A 22,706-nucleotide genomic window follows, 5' to 3' on the forward strand; every position below is an offset into this window, starting at 1 on the left:
TTGGAAGCAAAAGGGGCTATCCACACCGGATAGCCCCTTTCTTTGTTGCCCTATTCCTTCATCGCTTAAGCACCCCTACTAAGCAACTCTTAAAACAACTATCAGTCGAACCGGGCGGCGAGCTTGTACACCAGGTTGGCGGCCACCAGGTCGGACAGGGCCGTGCCCACAGACTTAAACAGAGTGATCTCTTCGTCTGACTTCCGTCCCAGAGTGCGTCCACCCACCTGGCTGGCGCACAGGTCTGCCATTTCGCCGCAGATCTGCTCGGCCTCAAATACGCCTTCGGCAATGGGAATAAGCAGCTCACCGGCCTCATTCAGCACATTGGTCTTGCTGTCCACATACACACGGCTGCGCACCAGAGTGGCGGTATCGCATTCGCGGCAGTGGGCATGGTGATTACCGATCAAATCCACATGAGTGCCGGGGGAGAGCCAGTCGCCGTTAAACAAGGGTTCCGGGGAACCGGTGGCGCAGCTGATGGTGTCGGCGGATGAGATTATCTCCTGAGTGCTGGCGCCGGACACAAAGCTGATGTCGGGTAATTCTTCGCTCAGTCTGGCCACCAGGCTGGAAACCTTGTCGGCATTACGTCCTATGATGGTCACCTTGTTGTAATCGCGTACGCTCAGGTGCGCCTTAATCATATAGCTGGCCAGATTACCTGTGCCGAAAAACACCAGGTGTTTGGCATCAGGGCGGGCAAGGAAGTCGGCGGCCAGGGCGGAAACCGCCGAGGTGCGCCAGAGGGTCACGCTGGTGCCATCAACCAGAGCCAGGGGGACGCCATGGCGACGGTCAAACAGCATGATTTTTGAATACAGAGAATCGAAGCCATCCCTGGCGTTCTCGGGGAAATAGGTAAAGGATTTAACGCCAATGACCTCTTCATCCCAGGCGGGCAGCACCGCAAAGGCGTTATGGGCTGGATCGCCGGGAGCCAGCTCAAACACCTGACGTCTGGGCATGGAGAAGCTGCCACCAAAACTCTTTTTCAGTGCTGGCAGTAAGGCGTCGTAATTCAGTGAAGTGACCACCTGCTGCTTGTCGATAATCTTCATCAGTTAATATCCCTATTGTTCTGTATTTCACGCTGACTCTTGGGTCAACTGGTTATCAGGCTTCCAGCACCATAGGCTTGGGCGCATGGGTCAGGATCTCATAGCCGGAAGCTGTGACCAGAATATCCTCTTCCAGGCGTACGCCACCAAAGCCCGGAATATAGATACCAGGTTCTATGGTGATGATATTGCCTTCGCGCAGCACATAGTCGCAGCCGGGCTTGATAAAGGGCTGCTCGTGCAGAAACAGGCCAACACCATGGCCCAGACCTTCACCGGCAAATTCGGCAAAAGCCGAAGCCTGTAGAATCCGGTTGCTGGCATCAAGCGCCTCAATGGCAGGCACGCCGGCTTTGACTGTGTCCATGGCGGCCTGCTGCGCCTCGGCCACTGTGTTATAGATAGCAATTTGTTTGTCTGAGGCCTCGCCATAGATATAGCTGCGGGTCATATCTGAGCGGTAACCATTGACCACGGCGCCAAAGTCCAGAGTGATAAAGTCGCCGGATTTCAGCTGCTGGGCAGAAGGACTGCCATGGGGCATGGAGCAGCGCTGGGCAAACAGCAAAATGGTATCGAAGGACATGCCTTCAGAGCCCAGCTTTTGCATCCGGTATTCCAGCTCCAGTGCCAGATCCCGCTCGCTGACGCCAGCTTTAAAAAAGGGCAGGGTATCGGCCAGCGCCTGATCGGCAATGGCGGCGGCCTGACGGATTTGTACCACTTCCCACTCATCTTTGACCATGCGCATGGTCTCGACCATGCCGGTAACTGGTTCCAGATTATCAGTTGCCAGCTCAGCGGCGATGGCATGCCAGGTGGCAACATCCATATGGGCAGCTTCAAAGCCGACCTTTATGCTTGAGCGAGTGCCTGCAGGTTGAATAAAGCGGCTGATACATTGCCCCAGAGACTCATTGTCTCTGTCACGGCAGATCACTTCAAAACCCACACTCTCGGCCTTGGCGCGCTCGGCATAGCGATAATCTGAGATCAGGAAAGCATCATGGGCAGAGATCACCAGATAGGCGGCATGGCCACTGAAGCCACTGATATAACGAATATTCTCATAGCCAAACAGCAGCAGGTAATCCAGACCCTGGTTGGCCATGTCGGCCCGCAGGGCTGCCTGTCTCTTTTCCAGTACGGGTTGAACTTGTGTCTTCATCGGAAGATAAATCCTGTATTAAGTGGATCGGCGGGATCAAGGTAAAAACTGTGCTGCCCCACCACATTGGCGCTGCCGGACACCCGGGGAATAATGGCGCTCTGGGAGCCAAACTGACACGCTTCAATGGCGGTCACGATAAAGGGCGAACCTAAAATACTCTCGATTTGGATGCTTTGACCCAATGCCAGTTCACCTTTGGCATGGTGAATGGCGGCGCGGCCGCTGACGCCTGTGCCTGTTGGGCTTCTATCCAGTTCGCCCTCGGCAAATACGCACACATTACGGCTGTGGGATTCGGGATGAATAACTTGAGTCAGTGAGGTGAAAATCATGCCGTAAAGGAAGCTTAAGTCGGTTTCAAAGGGATGGGTTATGTCGGTTGTTGCCATCACGGCAGCTTTGATGCGCTTGCCCCAGTCAATAATCTGGTTGGCATTGTCGGCACCAAGGTTCAGGTCGATACTGTCGGCATCCACATAGGCATAAAAAGCGCCGCCCCAGGCCAGATCAAACAGCACCTCGCCAATGCCTTCGACTTCAACCCATTGCTGCGCCTTATCCAGATAGGAAGGCACATTGTCGAACTCTACATGCTGCACCTGACCTTCAACCAGCTCAACCCGGGACTGAATAAGTCCCGCGGGGGCATCTATACGCAGATGATTGGTACCTTCACAGCCTTCAATGACTCCCGCCTCAACCGCCGCTTTGGACAGGGCAATAATGGCGTGACCACACATGGTGCTGTAACCCTCGTTATGCAGAAACAGCACGCCAAAGTCACTGTCCGGCCGCTCAGGCTCAACGATCAGGGCGCCATACATATCCGCATGACCACGAGGCTCAAACATCAGGGCTTTGCGCAAATCATCATGATTGGCCAGACAATCCTGCCGCTTTGCCAGAATGGTATCGCCTTTCAGCCTGGGGAACCCAGAGGTGACAATACGCAGCGGCTCACCACCTGTGTGCATTTCCAATGTGGTGATTTTGGTCATGCCAGCCGTGGGTTGCCAGTTGGCGAAAGAGTTGCGGTTGGTGTTCGCTGTCTTTGTGCCGCTGGCTGCGGTGTTTGCCTGTGAGTCAGTCATTGCCTGAAGGGTTCCGTTTTATGGTTAGCCTGCTGGCTGATAGGGATAGCCGCATCGTCCTGAGTTGTTATTGTATACAATATACCTGGTGTTGATGCAAGTTTGAGCGGCGACCATGGCCTCGGTCGCCAGGGGATGCTTTTTATTAGTGACTTGCAGTCACTCGCCGCTGGCGGGAGATAGCCAAGCTTCGCTTGGCAGAACATCGAAGCCTTCCAGGCTTCACCCGGGTCAGGGGTGTTGCTTGTCCAACACCCCTAACAACCCCAAGGACACCCCAACCAACGCTGAAAGCCCCTCGGTCTTATGCTGAAAATTGGCTAACACGACAGACGCTCGTCCATGATTCGACTGTCGCTGCTTCGGCATCCATGCCTCACTACACCATTTTCAGCAATACCCTCGGCAGCGTTGGACGGGGACTGGTGTAATTCTCAAACTCAGAGTCGTTCCTAAGATACTTGTGCGAGCCAGTTATTCCTTTGAATAAGAGGTAACAGGAACGGCTCCTATTATCTCTGAACGGCAGTTTGTGAGCATTTTGTTAACTATTACCGAGCTAAATGTAGAACACTGAGCTCGATTGCTGTAAGGCTGCACATTTTTATGCAGTTGAGCAGCAGGTCCAATAGTACCTAGGGCGCAAGAAGACATGCCGTAAAGCGTTATGCCAAGCTGATTCACTACATGTTTAGCACAATTTGGAGTACTTATTTAGCTAGGTCCAAATAAATTCTATAAATTTCATGCTCTTAGTGATAGTGTCTATCCGTTGGGTTTGAATGCAATAACGAGGTAACACTACATCTCGGGTTATTTGGATCTCGAAAACTTCATTGTGGCTAAAACAGATAGATTGTGTAGTCGCGAAGAAATTTAATTCGCGATAAACAGTCTGTTTTATTCAATTAACCACGCAGTCACGTTGTACAAAGATTATTCGGATTTAAAATATGTCTAATTGTCAATACTGTGGAAATAAAGATGTGTTAACTAGGGAGCATATAGTTCCTGCATATATGTATAACTTCCAGAAGGAGTTGGAAAATAGAGTTACTGGTTGGAATGAAGTGGCTCAAAAAATGGTTGGCGGCGAATTTAAAATTAAAGACGTTTGTGGGACATGTAATAATGGCGTTCTTAGTGACTTAGATGAATACTCAAAAATGTTTTTGCAAGACTCAGGAGTATTTGTTCAGAACTATGTGAAAAACCATTTATCTTTCACATATGATTATGATCTTTTACTTAGGTGGTTATTAAAGGTATCGTTCAACTCATCTCGAACCGATGGTGTACACAAGCATCTGTTTGAAAAATACATACCATTTATTTTAAATGGAAGTGAGTCTCCCAAGAAGAACAATATCTCCATCGTTGCGCAAATGGTAGCGCCGGAAGTTTTAGAGAACTCAGGTATTAATAAAGAGAGCTTTTTAAAGTTATCAGCTGGTTCACATAAACTAAATCCGTTTTTAATACGTATCTGCTATGGGAAGGTTAGAGGCGCATCTGGCTATACTCTTAGAATGATAATAATTGGGCCTATAGTCTTTCATCTTCTTATGTTTGATGACAACATTTCTCCAGGGCATGCGGCTACTGAAGTTAGGCGGATAATTAAGAGTGAGTCGAGTGCTAAATTTCTTATGAGGGATAGAAATCATATATTATTAATGCAAGGACGTAAAAGTTGGCTTGATTTGTATCAGCACCAAGTTGATAGGGTAAATAATCCAGTTAACAAGTCTTTCAAGCAGAATTGCTAACAGTGTGCCCGACTTATCTTTGTTATACACCTCAACGAATTGTTGGCTGCTTGCTGCTGGTGTACTGTGTTTTTGTTGTTAATTAATTGCACCTTGGCTGAAGATTGCACCAAGTCCCCGTCTGAAGTTGCCGGAGGGAAATGGATTCAATAGCAAGTTCCGTCATGGATGACGGGACAGCCACCGCTGACACAGGGATGTGGAATCGGTGGCGTTTGCGTTAATTGAAGGCATTTTTCGATGGGTGACAACTTCGGTTGGGGTGTCCTTGGGGTTGTTAGGGGTGTTGGACAAGCAACACCCCTGACCCGGGTGAAGCCTGGAAGGCTTCGATCTTCTGCAAAGCGGAGCTTTGCCATCCTGCCCGGCCGTCATGCCATCATCCTCGATATCCATGACCCCCCAACGGCAAATATCCCAATAGCCATGGCAGATGTCAGCAGCAGAATCACGGCTGCGCTAAAGTTTGCTGCCAGGCGACTCTTGGACTTCTGTGCCCAGAAATAAAGCTGCAATCCAGCGAGTGGGATCACAAACTGGGCGTAGCTGACAATTTCCAGGAAGGGGCCGCTGAAGGTTTTGGTGTCAATCCCTATGCCACCGGTTGTCATAAACCAGCCGTAGGTCATCAACCTTAAAAACCAGACGGCACTAACCACCATAAACAGGCGCAGCATCCAGCGGCGGTGGGAGGCGAAGTCTTCGTTGATGGCATAGTAAAGCCCGAGGGCGGCGAAGGCGACGACCAGAACGCCGCTGGTTGTGGTACCTATGTCCTGTACGGCTGAGCCGATGGCCCGCTCTCTGGCCCAGGTCAGATAGGTGCCAGCCATACTGACGATGATCGAGGCGATGATGTAAAACCAGCCGCTGTATCTGTGGATTCGGGGGATTTTACTGCGGATATTGGGCATAAGTTGCAACTGTCCAGCAGCGATAATCAGGCCTGCACCCAGGATATGCAGGGCCAGCATGTTATTGCCGACACTGTCGCCTGTAATAAAGCCATTGGCCAGACGGGTTTCTTCAAAGCCATCGACGCCGTAGGCGGCAAAACGGGAGCCGTAGTATCCGGCGATATAGGCGACAAACAGCCACTGGCCGATAGCGGTGACCAAAAACCAGATTTTGGCCGACCAACCCAGCCAGTTTATGGATGAATTTGTTTCTGCGTCGCGCTGTGCATGACTTTCCGCAGTCGTGGATAGATCTGACATAGCATTCCCCTCTTTATATCAGTGCACTCTCCCTGGGTGCACTTGCCGCGCCTCAGGGAACCGCAAATTGGGGATGCCAATACAACATGGGCTCGGACATACACTCTGGCGCAGTGAAATAACCACTATGACACAGGGGATTTATATCGGGCTATGGCGGTAAGCCGCTTAATTGTTAGCTTAGGTTTCATACCAAACACGTTCGTAATCTTTCTCACAGTTATAGCCCGGTTAGCAGAAAAGAGAATCAGAGAGATAGATAAGGGTTAATCAGTCCGCAGTGCTTACAGATTGCACCAAGTCCCCATCCGAATTTGCCGGAGGGATTAGGTTGAAATAGCGGGCGCTGTCATGGATGGCAGCGTAAGTGCCGCTGAGCCATGGATGGTGATTCGACACTGGTCGCGTCCATTGCAAGCTAATCACGATGGGTGACAACTTCGGTTGGGGCGCCCTTGGGGGTGAGAGGGCGAATGCTTGCCGGTGGCAAGCGTGTTTATGAGCGAGAGGCATGGATGCCGAACTGGCCGTTGTACAGGGATGTATTTGTTGGGCGAGCAAAGCCTTCTGCCCGGGTGTGGGCTGGAAGCCCACTATCTTCGGCCAAGCGAAGCTTGGCATAGTCCCTCCCGCCATTTGGCGGAAAGCCTCACCAGAGGCTTCATCCAAATGCCAAGCGAAGCTTGGCTATAACTCAAAACTCACAGGGTGCGCTAAACGTCATCCGCTCTTTCGTATACGGGTGGTCGAAGGCCAGCTGCTCTGCATGCAGGTGCAGGCGTGAGTCTTGTTCGCCATACAGGCCGTCGCCGACCATGGGCATATTCAGTCCCATATGGTGGGCGCAATGCACCCGCAGTTGATGGGTGCGGCCTGTTTTGGGGTGCATATAAAGTTTGCTGCGGCCGTCTTTCACTTCAATTAACTGCCAATAGGTGGTGGCTGGTTTGCCGTGTTCAAAGCACACCAACTGTCTTGGCCTGTCGTCGGGATCGCCCCGCATTGGCAGGTTAATTTCGCCTTCGCTCTGCGTGATGACACCTTCCACTGTGGCGATATAACGCTTCTCCACCCCACGGCTAATAAATTGCTGCTGCAAGCTCTTGTTGGCGCGGCGGGTCAGGGCAAATACCAACAGGCCTGATGTCGCCATATCCAGGCGGTGCAGCACAAACGGGCCTTCGACGTCCGGGAATAACGCCTGAACCCGGGTGTAGGCTGAGTCCTGCACGGCTTTTCCCGGTACAGACAGTAAGCCTGACGGTTTGTTAACTACCACGATCGCGTCATCCTGATAGAGCACCTTCAGAGGCTTGTCTTCTCCCCAGTTCTGTTTCAGCGGATTCGGGTCGACCTCTAACCCCAGCAGCATATAGCTGAGGATCGGGTGACATTTGCCATGGCAGGAAGGGTAGAACTTTTTGTGCTGTCTGACTTCAGACTTGGGTGAGGTGCCCCACCAAAACTCGGCCATGGCCAGCGGCGTATAGCCATGCAGATAGGCGTATTGCAATAGTTTGGGCGCGGCGCACTCGCCGGCACCGGCGGGCGGGGCAGGGTTTGCACTGGCTGCAAAGATAGCCCGGAGTGACTTGTGCTCCCCGAGGGCATTGGCGAACTGATATTGCTCAAACAGCTTATTTTGAAGGGTGTTTGATAACAGCTTGCGCTGCGCTTTAAGCGTCTCTATGGCAGTGGTCAAGGCAGCTAGCTTTGCTTGAATGGCGGCTATCTTTTCATCCCACTCCAGCTTCAGGTATTTGAGTTCATTTTTCTCGGCGACACTCTGCACTGCCAGTGCATCCAGCGCAGTTTGCAATGCCTCGCCTGTTAGCTCAGCCTGGGCATTTTGCCTTTGCAGTTTGCGCGCGGCGCGACCCTCAATCATCTTCAGACGCTGACGCTGCTCGCAGCTTTGATATTCAGCGATGAACTGGCTGAGCTTTGCTTTTAGTTGGTTAATACGAGGATCACCAGACAGGGATCTTATCTCCTGGCTGATCTCGGTAATGGTCTGCTGCTCCCGGTGGAAGAAGCTCATTTCGGTGAGCATATCAAACACAGGGGGGACAAAGTGTGGGTGCAGGTTTTGGTTTGAGACCTTGCCCGAAAACGCGCTGAAATACCCAAGTTCGCCCTGAGGGGAGCGAACCAGTAATACTCCAAACATCTTACCCATGCCGCCTGGTGTGTTTTCTTCCTCGTTTGCCTCTTCGCTCGCATCTTTTTCAGCTTCGGAAGGTACGCCAAATTCCAACAGCCAGTCAGCCCGGGTTAACAGATAGTTCTGCAGTTCATGCGCCGCAATTTCACACAGCTCATGAGGCTGATAAAAGAAGGGGTAAGTGAACGCAGCGGGCAGTGTCAGCTGCTCGACATCTGTTTTAAAACGGGTGAATAAGGCGTTGGGGTGGTGCATGGCAAACTTCTATCAGCGACACTTGGACGCGCGATTTTACCCGTTTAGGTCAGGAATCGCATCTCTGTCTGTGGCGAATTGTTGATGCGAAAGCATACTGGGAATGGGGGCGAATTTTAACTCAAGCTTCTCAAACTCTTACCGCTACCTGAGGGGGAAGCATCGGGCTGGGAGGGCCAAATGTGACCGTGAGTGCACCTCGGCAGTTATTTTTGTCCAATCTTATTACATGTCTCGATAACCGATATCGCCTCCTGCAGTGACAAGCCGGTGGCACAAAATGCACTTTCTGTGGCACTGACGCTCTTGGTTGCCAATGCCTTGCCTTCATCAGTCAGGGTAACATTCTTCTGCCTTTCATTACCTGCCAAACGTTTCAATCTAACCAGTGATTTCGCCTCAAGCTTTTTCAGTAAAGGGGTCATGGTTGCCTTGCTCTGGCTGGCGCGCTGGGCCAGTTGGGTAATGGAGATATTGTCGGTTTCCCACAGCGCCATCATCACCACAAATTGCGGATAGGTTAAGCCCATTGATTCAAGAATAGGGCGGTACATGGCCGTGAGTTTGTTGGAAGCCGTGTAAAGCGCAAAGCAAAGTTGGTCGTCCAGGCGGGCAGCGTTTGTGGGCAATTGGGATGGCCTCAGGGTCTGTTGACCTTTCATGGTTGAATTTTGCTCGAGATAGACGCGCTTTAATCGCGACGCAAGGTGTGCCGCCTAGTGGGCCTAAGCAAATACCTTGCAACAAAGAGTAAAGTGCGTATAGCCGAGCCCTTCGGGCAGCGTTTGTCGTCGCTTTCTAATGCATTAACGCTCATTTATGTAGAACAACTACACCACAATCGCGTTGCTTTGTATAAAACAACGACAAAGAGCTGCAAAAACCATCTTCAAAGGTCAATAGACCCTGATAATTAGATGGTCGAGGTTCATTGTAGATAGGCTGAGATTGGGTTGCAATTTAATTTGTATGCATACAGTATGTATACGAACTATTTTTGTGAGGAGTTAAAAATGAAACTTTTCAAAATAATGGTGGTTTTGGCATTTATGCCTATGCAGTTGACAGCCAATGATAAAGTCGCGTTTCCCGATAATTATCAGCAAGGGTTCACTGAATACCTTTCTCTGGACCGCACCCAAAACCCGGATCAGTTTATTCGTCTGTTTGCCAACGATGTGGCTATGAAAGGGACGAACAGCTCTGGCGGCCTGGACCAGGGTTCAGTATTGGTGGCCGAGATCTACTCAGTGAAGAAGGATCAGCAGGGCAAGGTGGTCACCAGCGCTCTGGGGCGCAGAGTTAAAGATAAACTGCTACTGGTCGCCGTGATGGAAAAGCAGCCCGGTTTTGGTGACGGACAAGCTCCCAATTTCAATCTTCATACCGGCGACTGGGATTTTGCGACTTACAAACCCAATGGCGAACTGGCAAAGAAAAATCTGGATGCCTGCCGCGCCTGTCATGCCCCTTTGACTCAATCTGACTTTCTGTTCTCCATTGAGCATTTGGGTAACTGAGCAGGCGGATAAAGCAGATTGGAAACTTAGCGGCCAACCGACGCTAACAGAGATGGTGTAGGTTTTATATCGCTATTGGTCTATTGAAAAAGCAATCCCTGTTCTGTATTGCTACTGGGGGCGGTATCAACTATCCAGCTTACTGGCGCAGGATCAGTCCGCCGACCAGAGACTGATAGGAGAAAATGGATGGAAGTGACGTTAGTCAAAAGCTCTGATCCCTTGTTTGCGGAACGCCTCGCCAAAGCAAATATGGACACTTACTATCAGGCTCGCGGGAAAGTATGGGATCACCAAGGGTTTTTGGTTGGCTGGGAAGCGTTGGATAACTATGACATTTATGCAGACAACGAGCGTATCGGTATTGTTTGTCTGAAGTATAGTGATGACACGACTTTACTGTGGGACCTGCAGATACTGCCCGAATTGCAGGGGAAAGGTATGGGGTCCAGGTGCATGGATTTGGTGATTAAGCATGCCCGCCAACGTGGATCTGCCAACTTGGCTTTAAACGTGTTCAGTGAAAATCCCGCAATTAAACTCTATGAATCAAAAGGTTTTATTCGGACCTCTGAAGCTAAGGGGCTGATTAATATGCAACTTCCACTAAGTTGATAACAGCTACCTTCGCCGCATTCCGGCACTGCGCTCTCCTCTCAACAGCAAAGATTCTGGTCAGGATACTTGTTTGCTGAACTCAGTCGAAGATTGGGAAAGCCAATACAAGATGGGCTGACACAGTAAGCCGGGCGGTGTAACTGCGACTGGGACCTTAATTACAAGGGCGCAGGCTACTTGAACTCTGACGCTTGGATCAGCAAGTGTTTAAGGGCGTCAAAATCCACCTCATTAATGGATTTGAAGTTGATATGACGGCGGGTTTTGCCTGTGCCCAGCAGCAGCTTTTTCGGGTCATCCAGTTGCATACCATGGCTGATAGACACCTGCACATGGGCAGCATAGATAAACACGCCACAGAACTGGCCCTCTTTCAATTCAGGCTTGAGGGTAAACAGGGTGCCACCATACTTGCTGACGCGAGAGGCATTGGGAACAGATTCCTGAATAAAGGCTTCCAGCTGATCCGCCAGGGGTAACAGGTCCAGAGGTTGAGTCGTCATAATCCGATGAGTCCTTTAAGTGGTCTGTCTATTGTCTTTGGTTGTTGGCCAAAAACAATCACCCAACAATCTATTACTGTCGGATAACCCAGGTATAAGCCGGGCGCTGAAGGCAAATTAACAGCGTCAGACGCTCGGCTTTAGTCAGGGGGATTAACATCACCAGCGATAGTTAACGCACAGAGCTGGTTCGTCCAAAGTACTCATCTGACTCATATAGCTTAATGATGTCTTCCAGTTGGGTTTCTTCATTATTGGCCATCAATTTGTGGGTCAGGGCACTGAGCTTTATCAAAATATCTTTGCACTCAACCTGGGCGGAGGATACCTGCTTGCAAGCCAGCCAGAGTATTTGTGCATACAGGCGTTGTTGATTGCGTATCAGGTTACCTGCCAGGTTGATGTTGATATGCACTAAAAGCTGAGTGTTGTCTGTCAGTGTGTTGTTGTCCCGGCGCTCCCGGAATTCAGGCTCTTTGCCTGATGGAACAAAACTGTCCACCCATTTGTCATAGTCAGCATCGGCTAACAGGGCGTAGGAGCGACTGATAAATGACCCATCATTCATCAGTAAATCGACTTTCTCTGAGTCTTCAACATCCTGTGGTGCAGACTCCAATAGCGAATTGGCATATTGAGTGAGTTGGTGAAACTCTTTTAACAGCGCCACATAGCCAGTGTTGATACTGTCGTGGGCATGGCCTATTTCCCGGATGTCCTGCTGCAGCGCAGTGAGGAACTTTTCACCACCGGACAGAGAGTCGAGCACAGGAACCAAAGAGTATCTGCGCTTTTGGATAGCTTCGTAATAAATGTCCACGTGGTGGCGGATTTGTTCGAGGGACTCAACCAGTTTATCAATTTCTCCGGGACGGTTGGTCAGGTAGCGTTCCAGCGCAGCAAATGGCGATTCACTTTGAGTATTGACCCGACGGCGTATTGGGCTGGTGAATTGGGTGCAGGACTGCACCATATCGCTGAAGCTGGTTTCAAATTCGCTGAGGATGGTTTGCACCTTCTCCAGCGAAGCAACCCGTGCTTGCTCATTCAAGCCCAGCTGACGTTCTTTCGATGCGCGCCGACGACTCTCTAAACTCCATGAAATTAAAGCGCCAATAATGGTAACACTGGTGGCGATATCAAATCCGAGCTGAACTTGCTCTGTAAGCATGCTGGGCACAGTCAATTTCCTTTTGTTTGTGTCTTGAGTGGATAGATAGTGTGCCTAACAATTGTTAATTGCAAGTGTGTTCTTTGTTGATTTTGTTCAAGTTTGTTTGGAGCTTTCTCCGGCTAAGTTATTCAGAGAATCTTATCGTCAGGAATATTAAAGTCCGGTTCCTCGGGGGAGTGGTTTTCAACGACCATGGTGAGGAGTTGGTTAAAAGAATCTGCCAGTTTGACCATATAGTCTTCATCGTCAAATGCACCCCAGGGCTTCCAGCTACTGATGTAATAGATTTTTCCATAGCTCTGTTCTGATAAACCCATCACCAGCAGATCCCGTGACAATGAGTCTGCAATTACCAGTGTCTGTGGCGGAATTCGCTTGTCATCGCTACCTGAATACAATTCCGACGCATATAAGGTATCTCTGGCGTCGCTGAAGTGAGCCAGAAACGATAGTGAAATGCCGTTTATTCTGATATTTACCCGCTCATCGTCGACGAAGCTACGCATGCCATAGTGCTTCATTAACCAGCGATAGTCCTTTGGTAGCGGCGCGCCGGCAAACTTCTCCAGAGCGTCCAATTCGTCATCGCTGGACAGGTAAACATCTGCGTTTTCACCACTGTCTTCATCAATTTCAGCCCATTTAACTTGTTCACACAGCCACTTTATCTCATGTGTCATCGGGTTATCTCTCCAACCGGTAACGGGTGATATCGAGGTTTTTCGGGTAATAAAAGCGATAGGTGCGACCATCACTTCGGGTTGCCAGCATTGACTGATCCTCGCTGCCACTGGGTCTCAGATCACTCCAGGTAAAGCGATTGATTTCAGGATCATTCATCAGCGCCTGATCGGCGTCTATCATGTTGTAGTAAATATTCCATACGGACAGTTGCCCATCGTCCGATATGCTCATCACAACAAAACCATAGCCACTGCCAAGACGAGGTGCCGAGCGGACTGTTTTTACCCCTTCGGTCATCAGTGTTATTGGTTGCATAGGCGTGTTCTGGTGCCAGCAATTTAGGCCGCCTGTCGTGGTCACTCCACAGGCGTCTCTGCTGATATAGCCACCCAGTAATTGGCTATATTTGCCCGGGATCAGATAGCTGCCGCCATTCACACCCCATTGCCATATATTGCCATCGGCAGTCAGTGCCAGCAGGCTTGATTCCATGGCGCTGACAGAGGCAACATCCTTTTCCAAATCATGATAGATGGCCAGCAGCTCTTTCCATGAAGGAGCCCGTTTGTCCTGCCAGAGGGCTTCGTCAACTAAATACCCGCCCATTAATCTGGAGCCCCAACTGATCAGCTGACCATTGTTGAGTATGGCTGCGGAGGCCGCCCGGTTATGGGTCAGGTCGCGGACACCGAATTCAAGCAAGGGCTCCAGGTCTTGATCGCTGGGGATGCAATCACGCTGACGGGTATCGACTATGACGCCGACTTGACCGGTTTTTCGTTCAATCACCCAGCCGCAATGAGTACGCTAGGCGTGACTGATATTGCCCTGCAGCACACTATTGTTTCCGTTCGGGAGAAGCTGGTGATGTTCCGGGATTATAAATGAGCCATCATCGAGCAATTTGCCGCTGGGCAATGGGACGACCGGGGAAGGGATGGCACTCAGATTATTGGCTGCCGCATTATTTTCGGTGTCATTGGCGCTGTGTTGCCAGTTTTGGGCATAGGCGGGATTGCTGAATCTGAATTGGTAATACTGAGCGATAGTGTGTTGGGACTCTTTATCGCCAAGCAGTGCCGCTTCGGTCAGCCAAACCAGATATTGCTCATGAACCGGCTGTTCTTTAGCCTTGTCTTTCATCCATACCGCGGCATCCTGATTATGATTCTGCGCAGCAATTTCAATGAATCTGCGCCTCACCGACTCCTTGAGCTCAGCTGTTGAGTAAAGATCAAATATCGCCTGAGTATGACCATAGTTAGCCGCCGACAACAGATAAGCCTGGGCTTTGTCCGGGTCAGCCATTACCCCCAGTCCCTGTTGATAATGCTGATGCAGCTGATACATGACGTCGGCCGAACGTTCTGCCTGAGATGCATATTCATAGGCTGCTGAATATTGTCCCTGCTTGAACATATACTGCGCCAACCTGGCGCGGGCGGAGAGGGCATAATCATCTTGCTGATTGGCAATTTGTTGCAACAGGGCGACGCCTTGTTGCTGCTCGTCATTGTTATCAGAATTGAGATAGAGTTCTGTCAATAACCAGCGCCCCTGAGGTAGCCCCAGCTCGGTAGCCTTCGAATAGTATTTGGCTGCCAGTTGTTCATTTGGTTCCACCTGCCAGCCATTGGCATAAATCACTCCCAGTCCCAACATCACATTACGACTTTGGTGGTCGTCATTTTCAGCTGCAAGCAGATACTCCACACAGGTTTTGGATAAACGATAGCTGTATATGTTCAGGCAATGCCAGGCCATAAAGTTGGTGTGATCCGCGGCAATATAGTGTGAGGCATTTTTATGCATGGGCGGCAGTTTGATATCCGGGGCGCCCTCCATGTAAAGGGTTGCCATCTGGATTTTCGCCCACTCATTTTCCAGGTTGGCGGCTAACCTGAGGTAGTGCAGGCCCTTAACTTTGTCGGCATTGGGTAGCGTACCTTTAAGGTGCTGATTGGCAACGAAAGCGATGGTGTTTGGGATTCTATATCCCAGCTCAATCGCCTGTTCATACAGGGGTAAGACTCTGGCTTTCTCTTCCTGAGTTGCCGACTCATGGTTATAGATTCCTGCCAACACCGCCGTTGCCCAAGCGCTGCGGTGTTCGGTGCTTTCCAGCTCTTGTTTGATCTCGTCCCGCTGAGCCTGAGTTGGGTTTTCCAGTTGGTAATAGGCTTCAATTTGCTGATCCAGTTTTTGCTGCTGCTCTTCAATTGAGGCGCAACCTACTACTGAGAGCAGCAGGTAAACCCATAACGCGCGACTCACTGCTTTTTCAAACATCTTGTTCCCTGTCTTCCCGTCCTGGTGTTCGCCGTTGCCGGCTGATTATGAGCCTTCAATCCAGCAACCTGCTTTATCAAAGCCGGCGCCATCTGGTCTGAAAACGAGTCAATCTTTATAGTAGCAAGTGACCGGGGATGGGTGACATCGGATAACCGTCTAGGTTGATAGGGCTAAACTGCACCACAATCGCGTTGCTTTGTATAAAACAACGATAAAGGCGCAAAAGCCATCTTCAAAGGTCAACAGACCCTAATTAACTCAAGGAGCAGTGATGCAGGCTTTCAATTTGCCAGAGACTTTTCAACATATTCAATTCACGCCGGGATGCTCACCGGAAGAGATGACGTTAGCCTCAAGCACTGTGCCCAGCCCCGATACCAATCAGGTACTGATTAAGGTTCACGCCGCCGGGGTTAATGGGCCGGATATCGCCCAACGTAAAGGGGTATACCCCGCGCCGCCAAACGCCAGTCCGGTTCTGGGGCTTGAAGTGGCAGGAGAGGTCGTTGCGACAGGTCAGGGCGTTAGTCGCTGGCAATTGGGTGACAAAGTCTGTGCCCTGGTACCGGGTGGCGGCTATGGCGAGTATGTGTTGACCCATGGCGACCACTGTCTGCCAGTGCCTGAAGGGATGGATATGCAGCACGCGGCGGTATTGCCTGAGGCGCTGTTTACCGTATGGGGCAATCTGGTCATTCGTGGTCGGCTGCGAATGGGCGAAACTTTACTGGTGCATGGCGGCAGCGGCGGTATTGGCAGCAGCGCTATTTTGGTGGGTAAAGCGCTGGGGGCCAGAGTAATAGTGACCTGTGGCAGCAGTGACAAGTGCGCTTACTGCCTGCAGCTGGGCGCTGATGCCGCTCTTAACTATAAAGATGAAGAGCTATTGGAGCAGATCCTGAAAGTCACTGCTAGTGCCCGAGCCAGTGCCAGCACGGAGGGCGGAGTGGATCTGGTGCTGGATCAGGCCGGAGGCGGTATGGTGAATCTGAGCCTGAAGGCACTCAATACCGATGGCCGTATTGTGTCTGTGGCGATGCAGCAGTCACGTACTGCTGAGATAGAGATTTTCCGCTTAATGGCCAAGCGCATCACCTGGACCGGTTCAACGCTGAGACCGCAATCGGATGCGGCCAAGGCGGAGATTGCCAAACAACTTGAACAGACGTTCTGGCCAACCCTGGCGGGTAACACTGAGTTGCTGCCAATTTATGCCAGCTTTCCTCTTGCAGACGTGGCCAAAGCTCACACTCTGATGGAGTCAGGGCAGCACAGAGGCAAGATAGTGTTGACCTTGTAAATGCAGCGGGTCGTAAAAATCAAAAAGACCCAGATGGCAATTCATCTGGGTCTTTATATTCAGTGGAACAAAGCGTTACTTCAGCTTGGCCAGATAAGCCAGGATCTCCTGCTTGTTATCCCGGACCCGGTACAGGGTATCCATAATCGGCTTGATCAGCTCGTGGGCATTTGCGTTGTTGGCCTTGTCTGTTAACCAGGACTTGACGAAAACAGCTGTGATAAACGCACCAAACAATCCTGTTGGCAGTTCCCATTGACGGGTGTAGTAAGCCAGTGCGCTGCAACCGGCCGCTGCCAAAAACACAATAAACTTGGCCCACATACTGGTCTCACCATATTCATGGATAGACTCAGGCATCTCCCAGCGACCCTTGCTGATGTTGTAGTAGTACTCGCCATAACGTCGGTATCTGTCGTTTCGCTCTCTGCGTGAGTAGCCTATCAGCAGATAATCGCCCACATCGGTATGGCTCATCAGTGATTCTGGCAACCACTGCTCGAAGACTTCGCCCAGTTCATCTTCCACGGTAATCTTGCCATTCAGCTTGGAATCCCTAACGCGATAGCTGTGGGTTTCATATTTCGAATCCACTACATTACCGTATCGATTCTTATAGTCGGTACGAATGGTTTCTGTATGGGTTACATCGCTGACGCTGGTATTCATGTTGCGATCGGTCACCTGCACCATATAGCACCAGGCACTGCCATCAAATTTCTCATTGGTTCGCAGTACGTAGCGGTAGATAAAGTCCTGTTTGTGGGAGACGTAAAACTCTTTCATCTTCTCCAGACGCATCTCGCGGATACTCTTGCGGGCTGGTGTCTGCGCCTCTGGTTCGGTTTCGCACACTTGTAGTTGCGTATCTGCGGTGGCGCTCATAGCGACACTCGTGTCAGCACTCATCTCCGCATCCATATTAGAAACTGTGTCAAACTCAGCTTCCAGGTCTGGCTGGGCTTGCAACACTTTGGCCGGGGATGACTGGCTCTCGCCGCAGTGGGGACAGTAGCCAAGATTCGCCTGAATGCGCGACTCACAACCTGCGCAGAAGATATCGTCGTCCAGGCTTGGGCGCTCCACTCGGTGAAAGCCCAGTTGGTATTTGCTGACCTCAAGTATTTTGGCGATGGTCGCTTTAATGCTTTCTTTGCGGGCATGGCATTTATGGAAGTTGTTCAGGCTGGCGTTATACCAGGGAACCATGCAGGCGATACTGATAAAGATACCCATCACAATGGAGCCGTCACCCAGGTCAGACACGCCTGCCACAATGGCCGTGGCAATAAAGGCCAGCAGCAGGCCGAAAAAGAATGTGCCGACAATACTGGGCTTACTGCAGTCATAGTGATTGGTCATGGTGGATACCTGACCATCATCATTGTGTAGTATCACCCCGCCAGCCAGTTGGTCGTTGGTCACTATGCCCTTGGCGGCGCTGTTCAATTTGTAAGTCAGGGAGATACTGGTTGGCTCAAGCAGGGTGATGACATCGCCGACCTTTAAACTATTAAAAGCCTTATTCTCGGCATTGATGCTGATCTGTTTGATTTCACCCTCGGTGCTTTCCAGAGTGATCCACCAGTAGGAGTAAGTGATGCTGTCGTTACCGCCCGTGTTGTGGCGTTTGTAATGAAAGCTACGGGTGAGACGACCGGTAAATACTTTGGCATCCGGGCAGGACTGACTCAGGTCAGTCAGCAGCTCAGGTTCAAGATCTGTCAGTGTCAGCAGTTTTCTGGTTTCCTGAATCCCCTCTCCGCACTGAGTACAAAATTTATCCTGAAGATAGAGAGCGTTACCGCAATGGTGCATTGGTCATCCTTACTACGAGCCTGAAATAAACCGGGGCAGATTAGCCGAATGCACCGGAATTGGAGAGGCCGGTATGAATCTGGCTGGAGAATTTGTGAAATGCTTCAACAAAGTCGGCAAATGACGCTTGTTTAAGCCTGAATAAAATCAGGTTTTCAGCCGAAGTCCGACGGCAAAGGCTGACGCCTTGTCTTTTATTGGGGAATAAGGTGGCGGGTTATTATTGGGTGTTTAAAAGGAGTTTGGCGGAAGAACACAGGAGTTGAACCTGCCCGGGACTGCTGGCAGCCCCACCCGGATTTGAAGTCCGGACGCCTCACCGGAGACGACGTTCTTCCCTTTGAACGCAGCGGATACTAAATAACTTAACGGGTGGCTGACAAGTGCAATATGCTGTCATTATTGGTTTTTGAGACAGTGGTTACACTTTTTGTGCCGGGTGTCGGCGGCCTGGCAAAGTGCTTTTGTTCATTATTGACGCCCTGATAAATCCGCTTGGGTGGTTAACGTTTGCTCTGCCTTTCTTAAAAGTGGTCAATAAATGCCTGGTTCAAAATTTACCAATTTGCGTCATTTTGTCCATTTGGCCTGTTTGTGACTTTTTAGGTATCTGACAAGATCTGGCTTGTTGTGATGATTTATGTCGGATATCTGCTGCAAATACCTGTCTTTGGCCGCTTTCACTTTTTCACCCTTGTGAAACTGACTTGTCTGCATTAGCTGACGCTTAACATTCTGTTTTGGGACATTATTTACCTATATGCTAGGTCATTGTGTCGCAATCTGTTTTGGTGGTTTTAAATGGTTTAATTGACTGGTTTTGGCTTGTTGTGTCGGTGTTTGATCTTGGTTTTAGTGGTCTATGGTGGCTGCTTGTGCTGTTTGGTTTTTAGTGTGATCTAAGTCGTCACGGATAAATTGTTATTTTGAGTTTGTTTTCTGATACTTCGGCCGTTGTCGGCGACCAAGATGCCGACAGCGAAAAATGATGTTGCAATCGGTGAAAACTGAAAGTGCAGATAATAATCTAGTGTGAGGCGACTCGAGATGGACAGACGACAGTTTTTTAAACTGTGTGCCTGCGGAGCGACGACGTCGGCAATCGCCGCGCTGGGCATGATGCCCGGTGAGGCCATGGCCGCGCCCCGTGAGTATAAATTATTAAGAGCGAAAGAAACCCGTAATAACTGCTGTTATTGCTCAGTAGGTTGTGGTTTGTTGATGTACAGCCACGGCACTGTGGGCAAAAACTCTGAGCAGAGTATTTTCCACATTGAAGGGGATGTTGATAACCCGGTTAACCGTGGCGCCCTGTGCCCTAAAGGTGCCGGTCTGGTGGACTATGTAAACAGTCCCAACCGTAATCAGTACCCTGAAGTGCGTGAGCCGGGTACCAATGAATGGAAACGCATCAGCTGGCAGGAAGCTTACTCACGTATCGCCCGTCATATGAAAGACGACCGCGACGCCAACCTGATCGAAACCAACGAAGCCGGTACTACTGTAAACCGCTGGTTGACCACAGGCATGATGACCTCTTCGGCGCAGCCGAACGAAGGCGGCTTTATTACCCATAAGTTTGCCCGTGCCACTGGCCTTGTTGCCATCGATACCATTGCTCGTAACTGACACGCCCCTACGGTAGCAAGTCTTGCTCCAACATTTGGGCGCGGTGCCATGACCAACCACTGGATCGACATCAAAAACACCAACGTCGCCATCATTATGGGCGGCAACGCTGCAGAAGCGCATCCCGTCGGCTTTGGCTGGGTGTCAGAAGCGATGCAGCATAACGATGCCAAGCTTGTAGTCGTAGATCCACGCTTTACCCGCAGTGCCTCTCTGGCTGATGTGTACGCGCCACTGCGCAGCGGCACAGATATCGCCTTCCTGCTGGGTGTGATCCGTTATCTGATCGAGACAGATCAGGTAAACCACGACTATGTGAAGGCTTATACCAACGCCAGCTTTATTGTGCGTGAAGATTTTGAATTCAATGATGGTCTGTTCAGTGGTTTCGATGAAGAAACCGGCACCTATAACAAAGAATCCTGGTTCTATGAGCTGGACGGGGAAGGCTTTGCCAAGGTCGACCCAAGCTATCAGCACCCACGTTGTGTGTGGAACCTGCTGAAGAAGCATGTTGATCGCTATGACTTTGATACCGTCAGTAACATCACTGGCACCAAGGTAGAAGACTACCAGGCCGTGTGTGAAGTGATTGGTTCGACCCATACTCACGATCGCGTTGCCACCTTTATGTATGCACTGGGCTGGACCCACCATACCAAGGGGGCGCAGAACATTCGCAGTATGGCGATGATTCAGTTGCTGCTGGGCAACATTGGTGTGCTGGGTGGCGGTGTAAACGCACTGCGTGGTCACTCCAACGTACAGGGCGCCACCGACATGGGTCTGCTGTGTCAGGGCTTGCCAGGTTACCTTAAGCTGCCAAACGACAATGACGTGAACCTTGAGACTTACCTGCGCAACTACACGCCTGTGCCGCTGCGTCCGGGTCAGACCAACTACTGGCAGCACTACCCCAAGTTCTTTGTCTCTCAGATGAAGAGTTTCTGGGGTAAGTACGCGACCAAGGAAAACGATTTTGGCTACGACTGGCTGCCAAAGTGGGACCTGCAGTACGACTACACCAAACATCTGGACATGATGTACCACGGTCAGGTGAATGGTCTGTTTGTACAGGGCGTGAACTGTATTAACTCCCAGCCAAATCGCAACAAGGTACTCAAGGCGCTGAGCAATCTGAAGTACCTGGTGGTACTGGACCCGCTGGCTACCGAGACCGCGACTTTCTGGCAGCACGCTGATCAGTTCAACGAAGTGAATCCTGCGTCTATCCAGACTGAAGTCTTCCGTCTGCCAACCACGCTGTTCGCCGAGGAAGAGGGTTGTATCGTTAACTCAGGTCGCTGGATGCAGTGGCACTGGAAGGGCGCCAACCCACCGGGTGAGTCCAAGCCAGATGCAGAGATCTTGTCCGGCATCATGCTGACTCTGAAGCAGATGTATAAGGATGAAGGCGGTAAGTTGCCTGAGCCGATTGAAGCCATTAAGTGGGATTACCACACGCCATCTTTCCCACATGGGGAAGAGGTTGCCAAGGAGCTGAACGGTAAGGATATCGCCACAGGTCGTCAGCTGGATAACTTCACTCAGCTGAAGGATGACGGCAGCACTGAATGTGGTTGCTGGATCTACTCAGGTTGTTGGACTGAAGCCGGCAACATGATGGCCCGTCGTGACAACCATGATCCATCCGGTAAAGGTATCACTCCGGGATGGGCGTTCGCCTGGCCGATGAACCGCCGCGTACTGTACAACCGTGCCTCCTGTGACGTGAACGGTAAGCCGTGGGATCCGAAGCGTATGATCCTGGAGTACACAGATGGTCACTGGCATGGCATCGACGTAGGCGACTTCAATATGAAGCTGCCACCTCAGGAATCTGCCCATCCATTTATGATGCAGCCTGAAGGTGTGGGTCGTTTCTTCGCCCTGAAGATGCTGGCTGAAGGTCCGTTCCCTGAGCACTACGAGCCAATGGAATCGCCTATCGGTACCAACCCACTGCACCCGAATGTGGTCAGCAACCCTGCAGTACGTATGCTGCCGGGCGTGAAAGAGACTCTGGGCAGCAATAAGGAATTCCCTTATGTCTGTACCACTTACTCTATGACTGAGCACTTCAACTACTGGTCGACTCACTGTCGTCTGGCGGCCATCTCCATGCCGGAAACCTTTGTTGAAATCGACGAAGTATTGGCCAGGGACAAGGGCATTAATAACGGTGATTGGGTACGCATCAGCTCCAAGCGTGGCGCCATGGAAACCAAAGCTCTGGTGACGCAGCGATTGCAGCCGCTGAAGGTGAATGGTCAATGGGTTCACACTATTGGTCTGCCACGTCACGGCAGTCACAACGCTCTGATCCGCAAGAGCTTTACCTGTAACGTGCTGACCACGGAAGTGGGTGATGCGAATACGCAAACACCTGAGTACAAAGCATTTTTGGTCAACATTGAGAAGGCGAAGGGGATCTGAT

Annotated in this window: 17 protein-coding genes and 1 tRNA gene; 5 read left to right on the forward strand and 13 right to left on the reverse strand. The window is 50.7% G+C overall.

Going from position 1 to position 22,706, the window contains the following annotated elements:
- Positions 1 to 101: 101 nt before the first annotated feature.
- Genes lhpI through L2725_RS01070 form a run of 3 tightly spaced genes read right to left on the reverse strand, consistent with a single transcriptional unit; the run spans position 102 to position 3,326 of the window.
- On the reverse strand, positions 102 to 1,064 hold the full coding sequence (gene lhpI / locus L2725_RS01060; RefSeq protein WP_249247213.1) for a bifunctional Delta(1)-pyrroline-2-carboxylate/Delta(1)-piperideine-2-carboxylate reductase: 963 nt from the start codon (positions 1,062 to 1,064) through the stop codon (positions 102 to 104).
- Between the two features lie 55 nt (positions 1,065 to 1,119).
- Complete coding sequence (locus L2725_RS01065) at positions 1,120 to 2,232, reverse strand: M24 family metallopeptidase (protein WP_249247214.1); 1,113 nt, start codon at positions 2,230 to 2,232, stop codon at positions 1,120 to 1,122.
- Positions 2,229 to 3,326: a proline racemase family protein gene (locus tag L2725_RS01070; RefSeq protein ID WP_249247215.1), complete on the reverse strand. Its 1,098-nt coding sequence runs from the start codon at positions 3,324 to 3,326 to the stop codon at positions 2,229 to 2,231. The genes L2725_RS01065 and L2725_RS01070 overlap by 4 nt, the downstream gene beginning before the upstream one ends.
- A gap of 953 nt (positions 3,327 to 4,279) precedes the next feature.
- Between L2725_RS01070 and L2725_RS01075 the strand changes: the two genes are divergently transcribed.
- Positions 4,280 to 5,095, forward strand: a complete 816-nt coding sequence (locus L2725_RS01075) for a hypothetical protein (protein ID WP_249247216.1) — start codon at positions 4,280 to 4,282, stop codon at positions 5,093 to 5,095.
- Positions 5,096 to 5,466: 371 nt separating this feature from the next.
- On the opposite strand, the gene L2725_RS01080 is transcribed toward L2725_RS01075, so the two are convergent.
- The 3 genes from L2725_RS01080 to L2725_RS01090 all read right to left on the reverse strand — a co-directional run bounded on the left by L2725_RS01080 (position 5,467) and on the right by L2725_RS01090 (position 9,393).
- Positions 5,467 to 6,312, reverse strand: a complete 846-nt coding sequence (locus L2725_RS01080) for a DUF2306 domain-containing protein (protein WP_249247217.1) — start codon at positions 6,310 to 6,312, stop codon at positions 5,467 to 5,469.
- Positions 6,313 to 7,006: 694 nt separating this feature from the next.
- Positions 7,007 to 8,731 carry an RluA family pseudouridine synthase gene (locus tag L2725_RS01085; RefSeq protein WP_249247218.1) on the reverse strand — a complete coding sequence of 575 codons (1,725 nt, stop codon included), beginning with the start codon at positions 8,729 to 8,731 and terminating at the stop codon, positions 7,007 to 7,009.
- Between the two features lie 206 nt (positions 8,732 to 8,937).
- A complete protein-coding gene (locus tag L2725_RS01090) occupies positions 8,938 to 9,393 on the reverse strand; it encodes a MarR family winged helix-turn-helix transcriptional regulator (protein WP_249247219.1) in 456 nt (151 codons plus the stop codon).
- Positions 9,394 to 9,744: 351 nt separating this feature from the next.
- Between L2725_RS01090 and L2725_RS01100 the strand changes: the two genes are divergently transcribed.
- Positions 9,745 to 10,251 carry a cytochrome P460 family protein gene (locus tag L2725_RS01100; protein ID WP_249247223.1) on the forward strand — a complete coding sequence of 169 codons (507 nt, stop codon included), beginning with the start codon at positions 9,745 to 9,747 and terminating at the stop codon, positions 10,249 to 10,251.
- Between the two features lie 189 nt (positions 10,252 to 10,440).
- Positions 10,441 to 10,866, forward strand: a complete 426-nt coding sequence (locus L2725_RS01105) for a GNAT family N-acetyltransferase (RefSeq protein WP_249247224.1) — start codon at positions 10,441 to 10,443, stop codon at positions 10,864 to 10,866.
- A gap of 176 nt (positions 10,867 to 11,042) precedes the next feature.
- Here the strand turns inward: L2725_RS01105 and L2725_RS01110 are convergent, their stop codons facing one another.
- The 5 genes from L2725_RS01110 to L2725_RS01130 form a co-directional block, all read right to left on the reverse strand.
- Complete coding sequence (locus tag L2725_RS01110; protein ID WP_249247225.1) at positions 11,043 to 11,372, reverse strand: DUF1801 domain-containing protein; 330 nt, start codon at positions 11,370 to 11,372, stop codon at positions 11,043 to 11,045.
- A gap of 172 nt (positions 11,373 to 11,544) precedes the next feature.
- Positions 11,545 to 12,552, reverse strand: a complete 1,008-nt coding sequence (locus L2725_RS01115; RefSeq protein ID WP_249247226.1) for a hypothetical protein — start codon at positions 12,550 to 12,552, stop codon at positions 11,545 to 11,547.
- A gap of 122 nt (positions 12,553 to 12,674) precedes the next feature.
- Positions 12,675 to 13,226 carry an SMI1/KNR4 family protein gene (locus L2725_RS01120; protein WP_249247227.1) on the reverse strand — a complete coding sequence of 184 codons (552 nt, stop codon included), beginning with the start codon at positions 13,224 to 13,226 and terminating at the stop codon, positions 12,675 to 12,677.
- A 4-nt stretch (positions 13,227 to 13,230) separates the two neighbouring features.
- Positions 13,231 to 14,019 (reverse strand): RCC1 domain-containing protein, encoded by a 789-nt coding sequence (locus L2725_RS01125; RefSeq protein ID WP_249247228.1) that lies wholly within the window; start codon positions 14,017 to 14,019, stop codon positions 13,231 to 13,233.
- A gap of 18 nt (positions 14,020 to 14,037) precedes the next feature.
- Positions 14,038 to 15,519, reverse strand: coding sequence for a tetratricopeptide repeat protein (locus L2725_RS01130; RefSeq protein ID WP_249247229.1), 1,482 nt, complete (start codon positions 15,517 to 15,519; stop codon positions 14,038 to 14,040).
- A gap of 274 nt (positions 15,520 to 15,793) precedes the next feature.
- Between L2725_RS01130 and L2725_RS01135 the strand changes: the two genes are divergently transcribed.
- On the forward strand, positions 15,794 to 16,822 hold the full coding sequence (locus tag L2725_RS01135; RefSeq protein ID WP_249247230.1) for an NAD(P)H-quinone oxidoreductase: 1,029 nt from the start codon (positions 15,794 to 15,796) through the stop codon (positions 16,820 to 16,822).
- 75 nt (positions 16,823 to 16,897) lie between these two features.
- Here L2725_RS01135 and L2725_RS01140 read toward each other — a convergent pair whose 3' ends face one another.
- A complete protein-coding gene (locus tag L2725_RS01140; protein WP_249247231.1) occupies positions 16,898 to 18,640 on the reverse strand; it encodes a hypothetical protein in 1,743 nt (580 codons plus the stop codon).
- A 243-nt stretch (positions 18,641 to 18,883) separates the two neighbouring features.
- Positions 18,884 to 18,978: transfer RNA gene (locus tag L2725_RS01145), tRNA-Sec, on the reverse strand.
- 709 nt (positions 18,979 to 19,687) lie between these two features.
- Between L2725_RS01145 and fdnG the strand changes: the two genes are divergently transcribed.
- On the forward strand, positions 19,688 to 22,705 hold the full coding sequence (gene fdnG, locus L2725_RS01150) for a formate dehydrogenase-N subunit alpha (RefSeq protein WP_249247232.1): 3,018 nt from the start codon (positions 19,688 to 19,690) through the stop codon (positions 22,703 to 22,705).
- Position 22,706 lies beyond the last annotated feature (1 nt).

The organism is Shewanella corallii, from assembly GCF_023349125.1.
In the GTDB taxonomy this organism is placed as follows: Bacteria; Pseudomonadota; Gammaproteobacteria; order Enterobacterales; family Shewanellaceae; genus Shewanella; species Shewanella corallii.

Excerpts from the sequence above, each read along its gene's own strand:
- lhpI (WP_249247213.1), bottom strand. The coding sequence starts at position 1,064 with ATGAAGATTATCGACAAGCAGCAGGTGGTCACTTCACTGAATTACGAC.
- L2725_RS01065 (WP_249247214.1), bottom strand. The coding sequence starts at position 2,232 with ATGAAGACACAAGTTCAACCCGTACTGGAAAAGAGACAGGCAGCCCTG.
- L2725_RS01070 (WP_249247215.1), bottom strand. The coding sequence starts at position 3,326 with ATGACTGACTCACAGGCAAACACCGCAGCCAGCGGCACAAAGACAGCG.
- L2725_RS01075 (WP_249247216.1), top strand. The coding sequence starts at position 4,280 with ATGTCTAATTGTCAATACTGTGGAAATAAAGATGTGTTAACTAGGGAG.
- L2725_RS01080 (WP_249247217.1), bottom strand. The coding sequence starts at position 6,312 with ATGTCAGATCTATCCACGACTGCGGAAAGTCATGCACAGCGCGACGCA.
- L2725_RS01085 (WP_249247218.1), bottom strand. The coding sequence starts at position 8,731 with ATGCACCACCCCAACGCCTTATTCACCCGTTTTAAAACAGATGTCGAG.
- L2725_RS01090 (WP_249247219.1), bottom strand. The coding sequence starts at position 9,393 with ATGAAAGGTCAACAGACCCTGAGGCCATCCCAATTGCCCACAAACGCT.
- L2725_RS01100 (WP_249247223.1), top strand. The coding sequence starts at position 9,745 with ATGAAACTTTTCAAAATAATGGTGGTTTTGGCATTTATGCCTATGCAG.
- L2725_RS01105 (WP_249247224.1), top strand. The coding sequence starts at position 10,441 with ATGGAAGTGACGTTAGTCAAAAGCTCTGATCCCTTGTTTGCGGAACGC.
- L2725_RS01110 (WP_249247225.1), bottom strand. The coding sequence starts at position 11,372 with ATGACGACTCAACCTCTGGACCTGTTACCCCTGGCGGATCAGCTGGAA.
- L2725_RS01120 (WP_249247227.1), bottom strand. The coding sequence starts at position 13,226 with ATGACACATGAGATAAAGTGGCTGTGTGAACAAGTTAAATGGGCTGAA.
- L2725_RS01130 (WP_249247229.1), bottom strand. The coding sequence starts at position 15,519 with ATGTTTGAAAAAGCAGTGAGTCGCGCGTTATGGGTTTACCTGCTGCTC.
- L2725_RS01135 (WP_249247230.1), top strand. The coding sequence starts at position 15,794 with ATGCAGGCTTTCAATTTGCCAGAGACTTTTCAACATATTCAATTCACG.
- L2725_RS01140 (WP_249247231.1), bottom strand. The coding sequence starts at position 18,640 with ATGCACCATTGCGGTAACGCTCTCTATCTTCAGGATAAATTTTGTACT.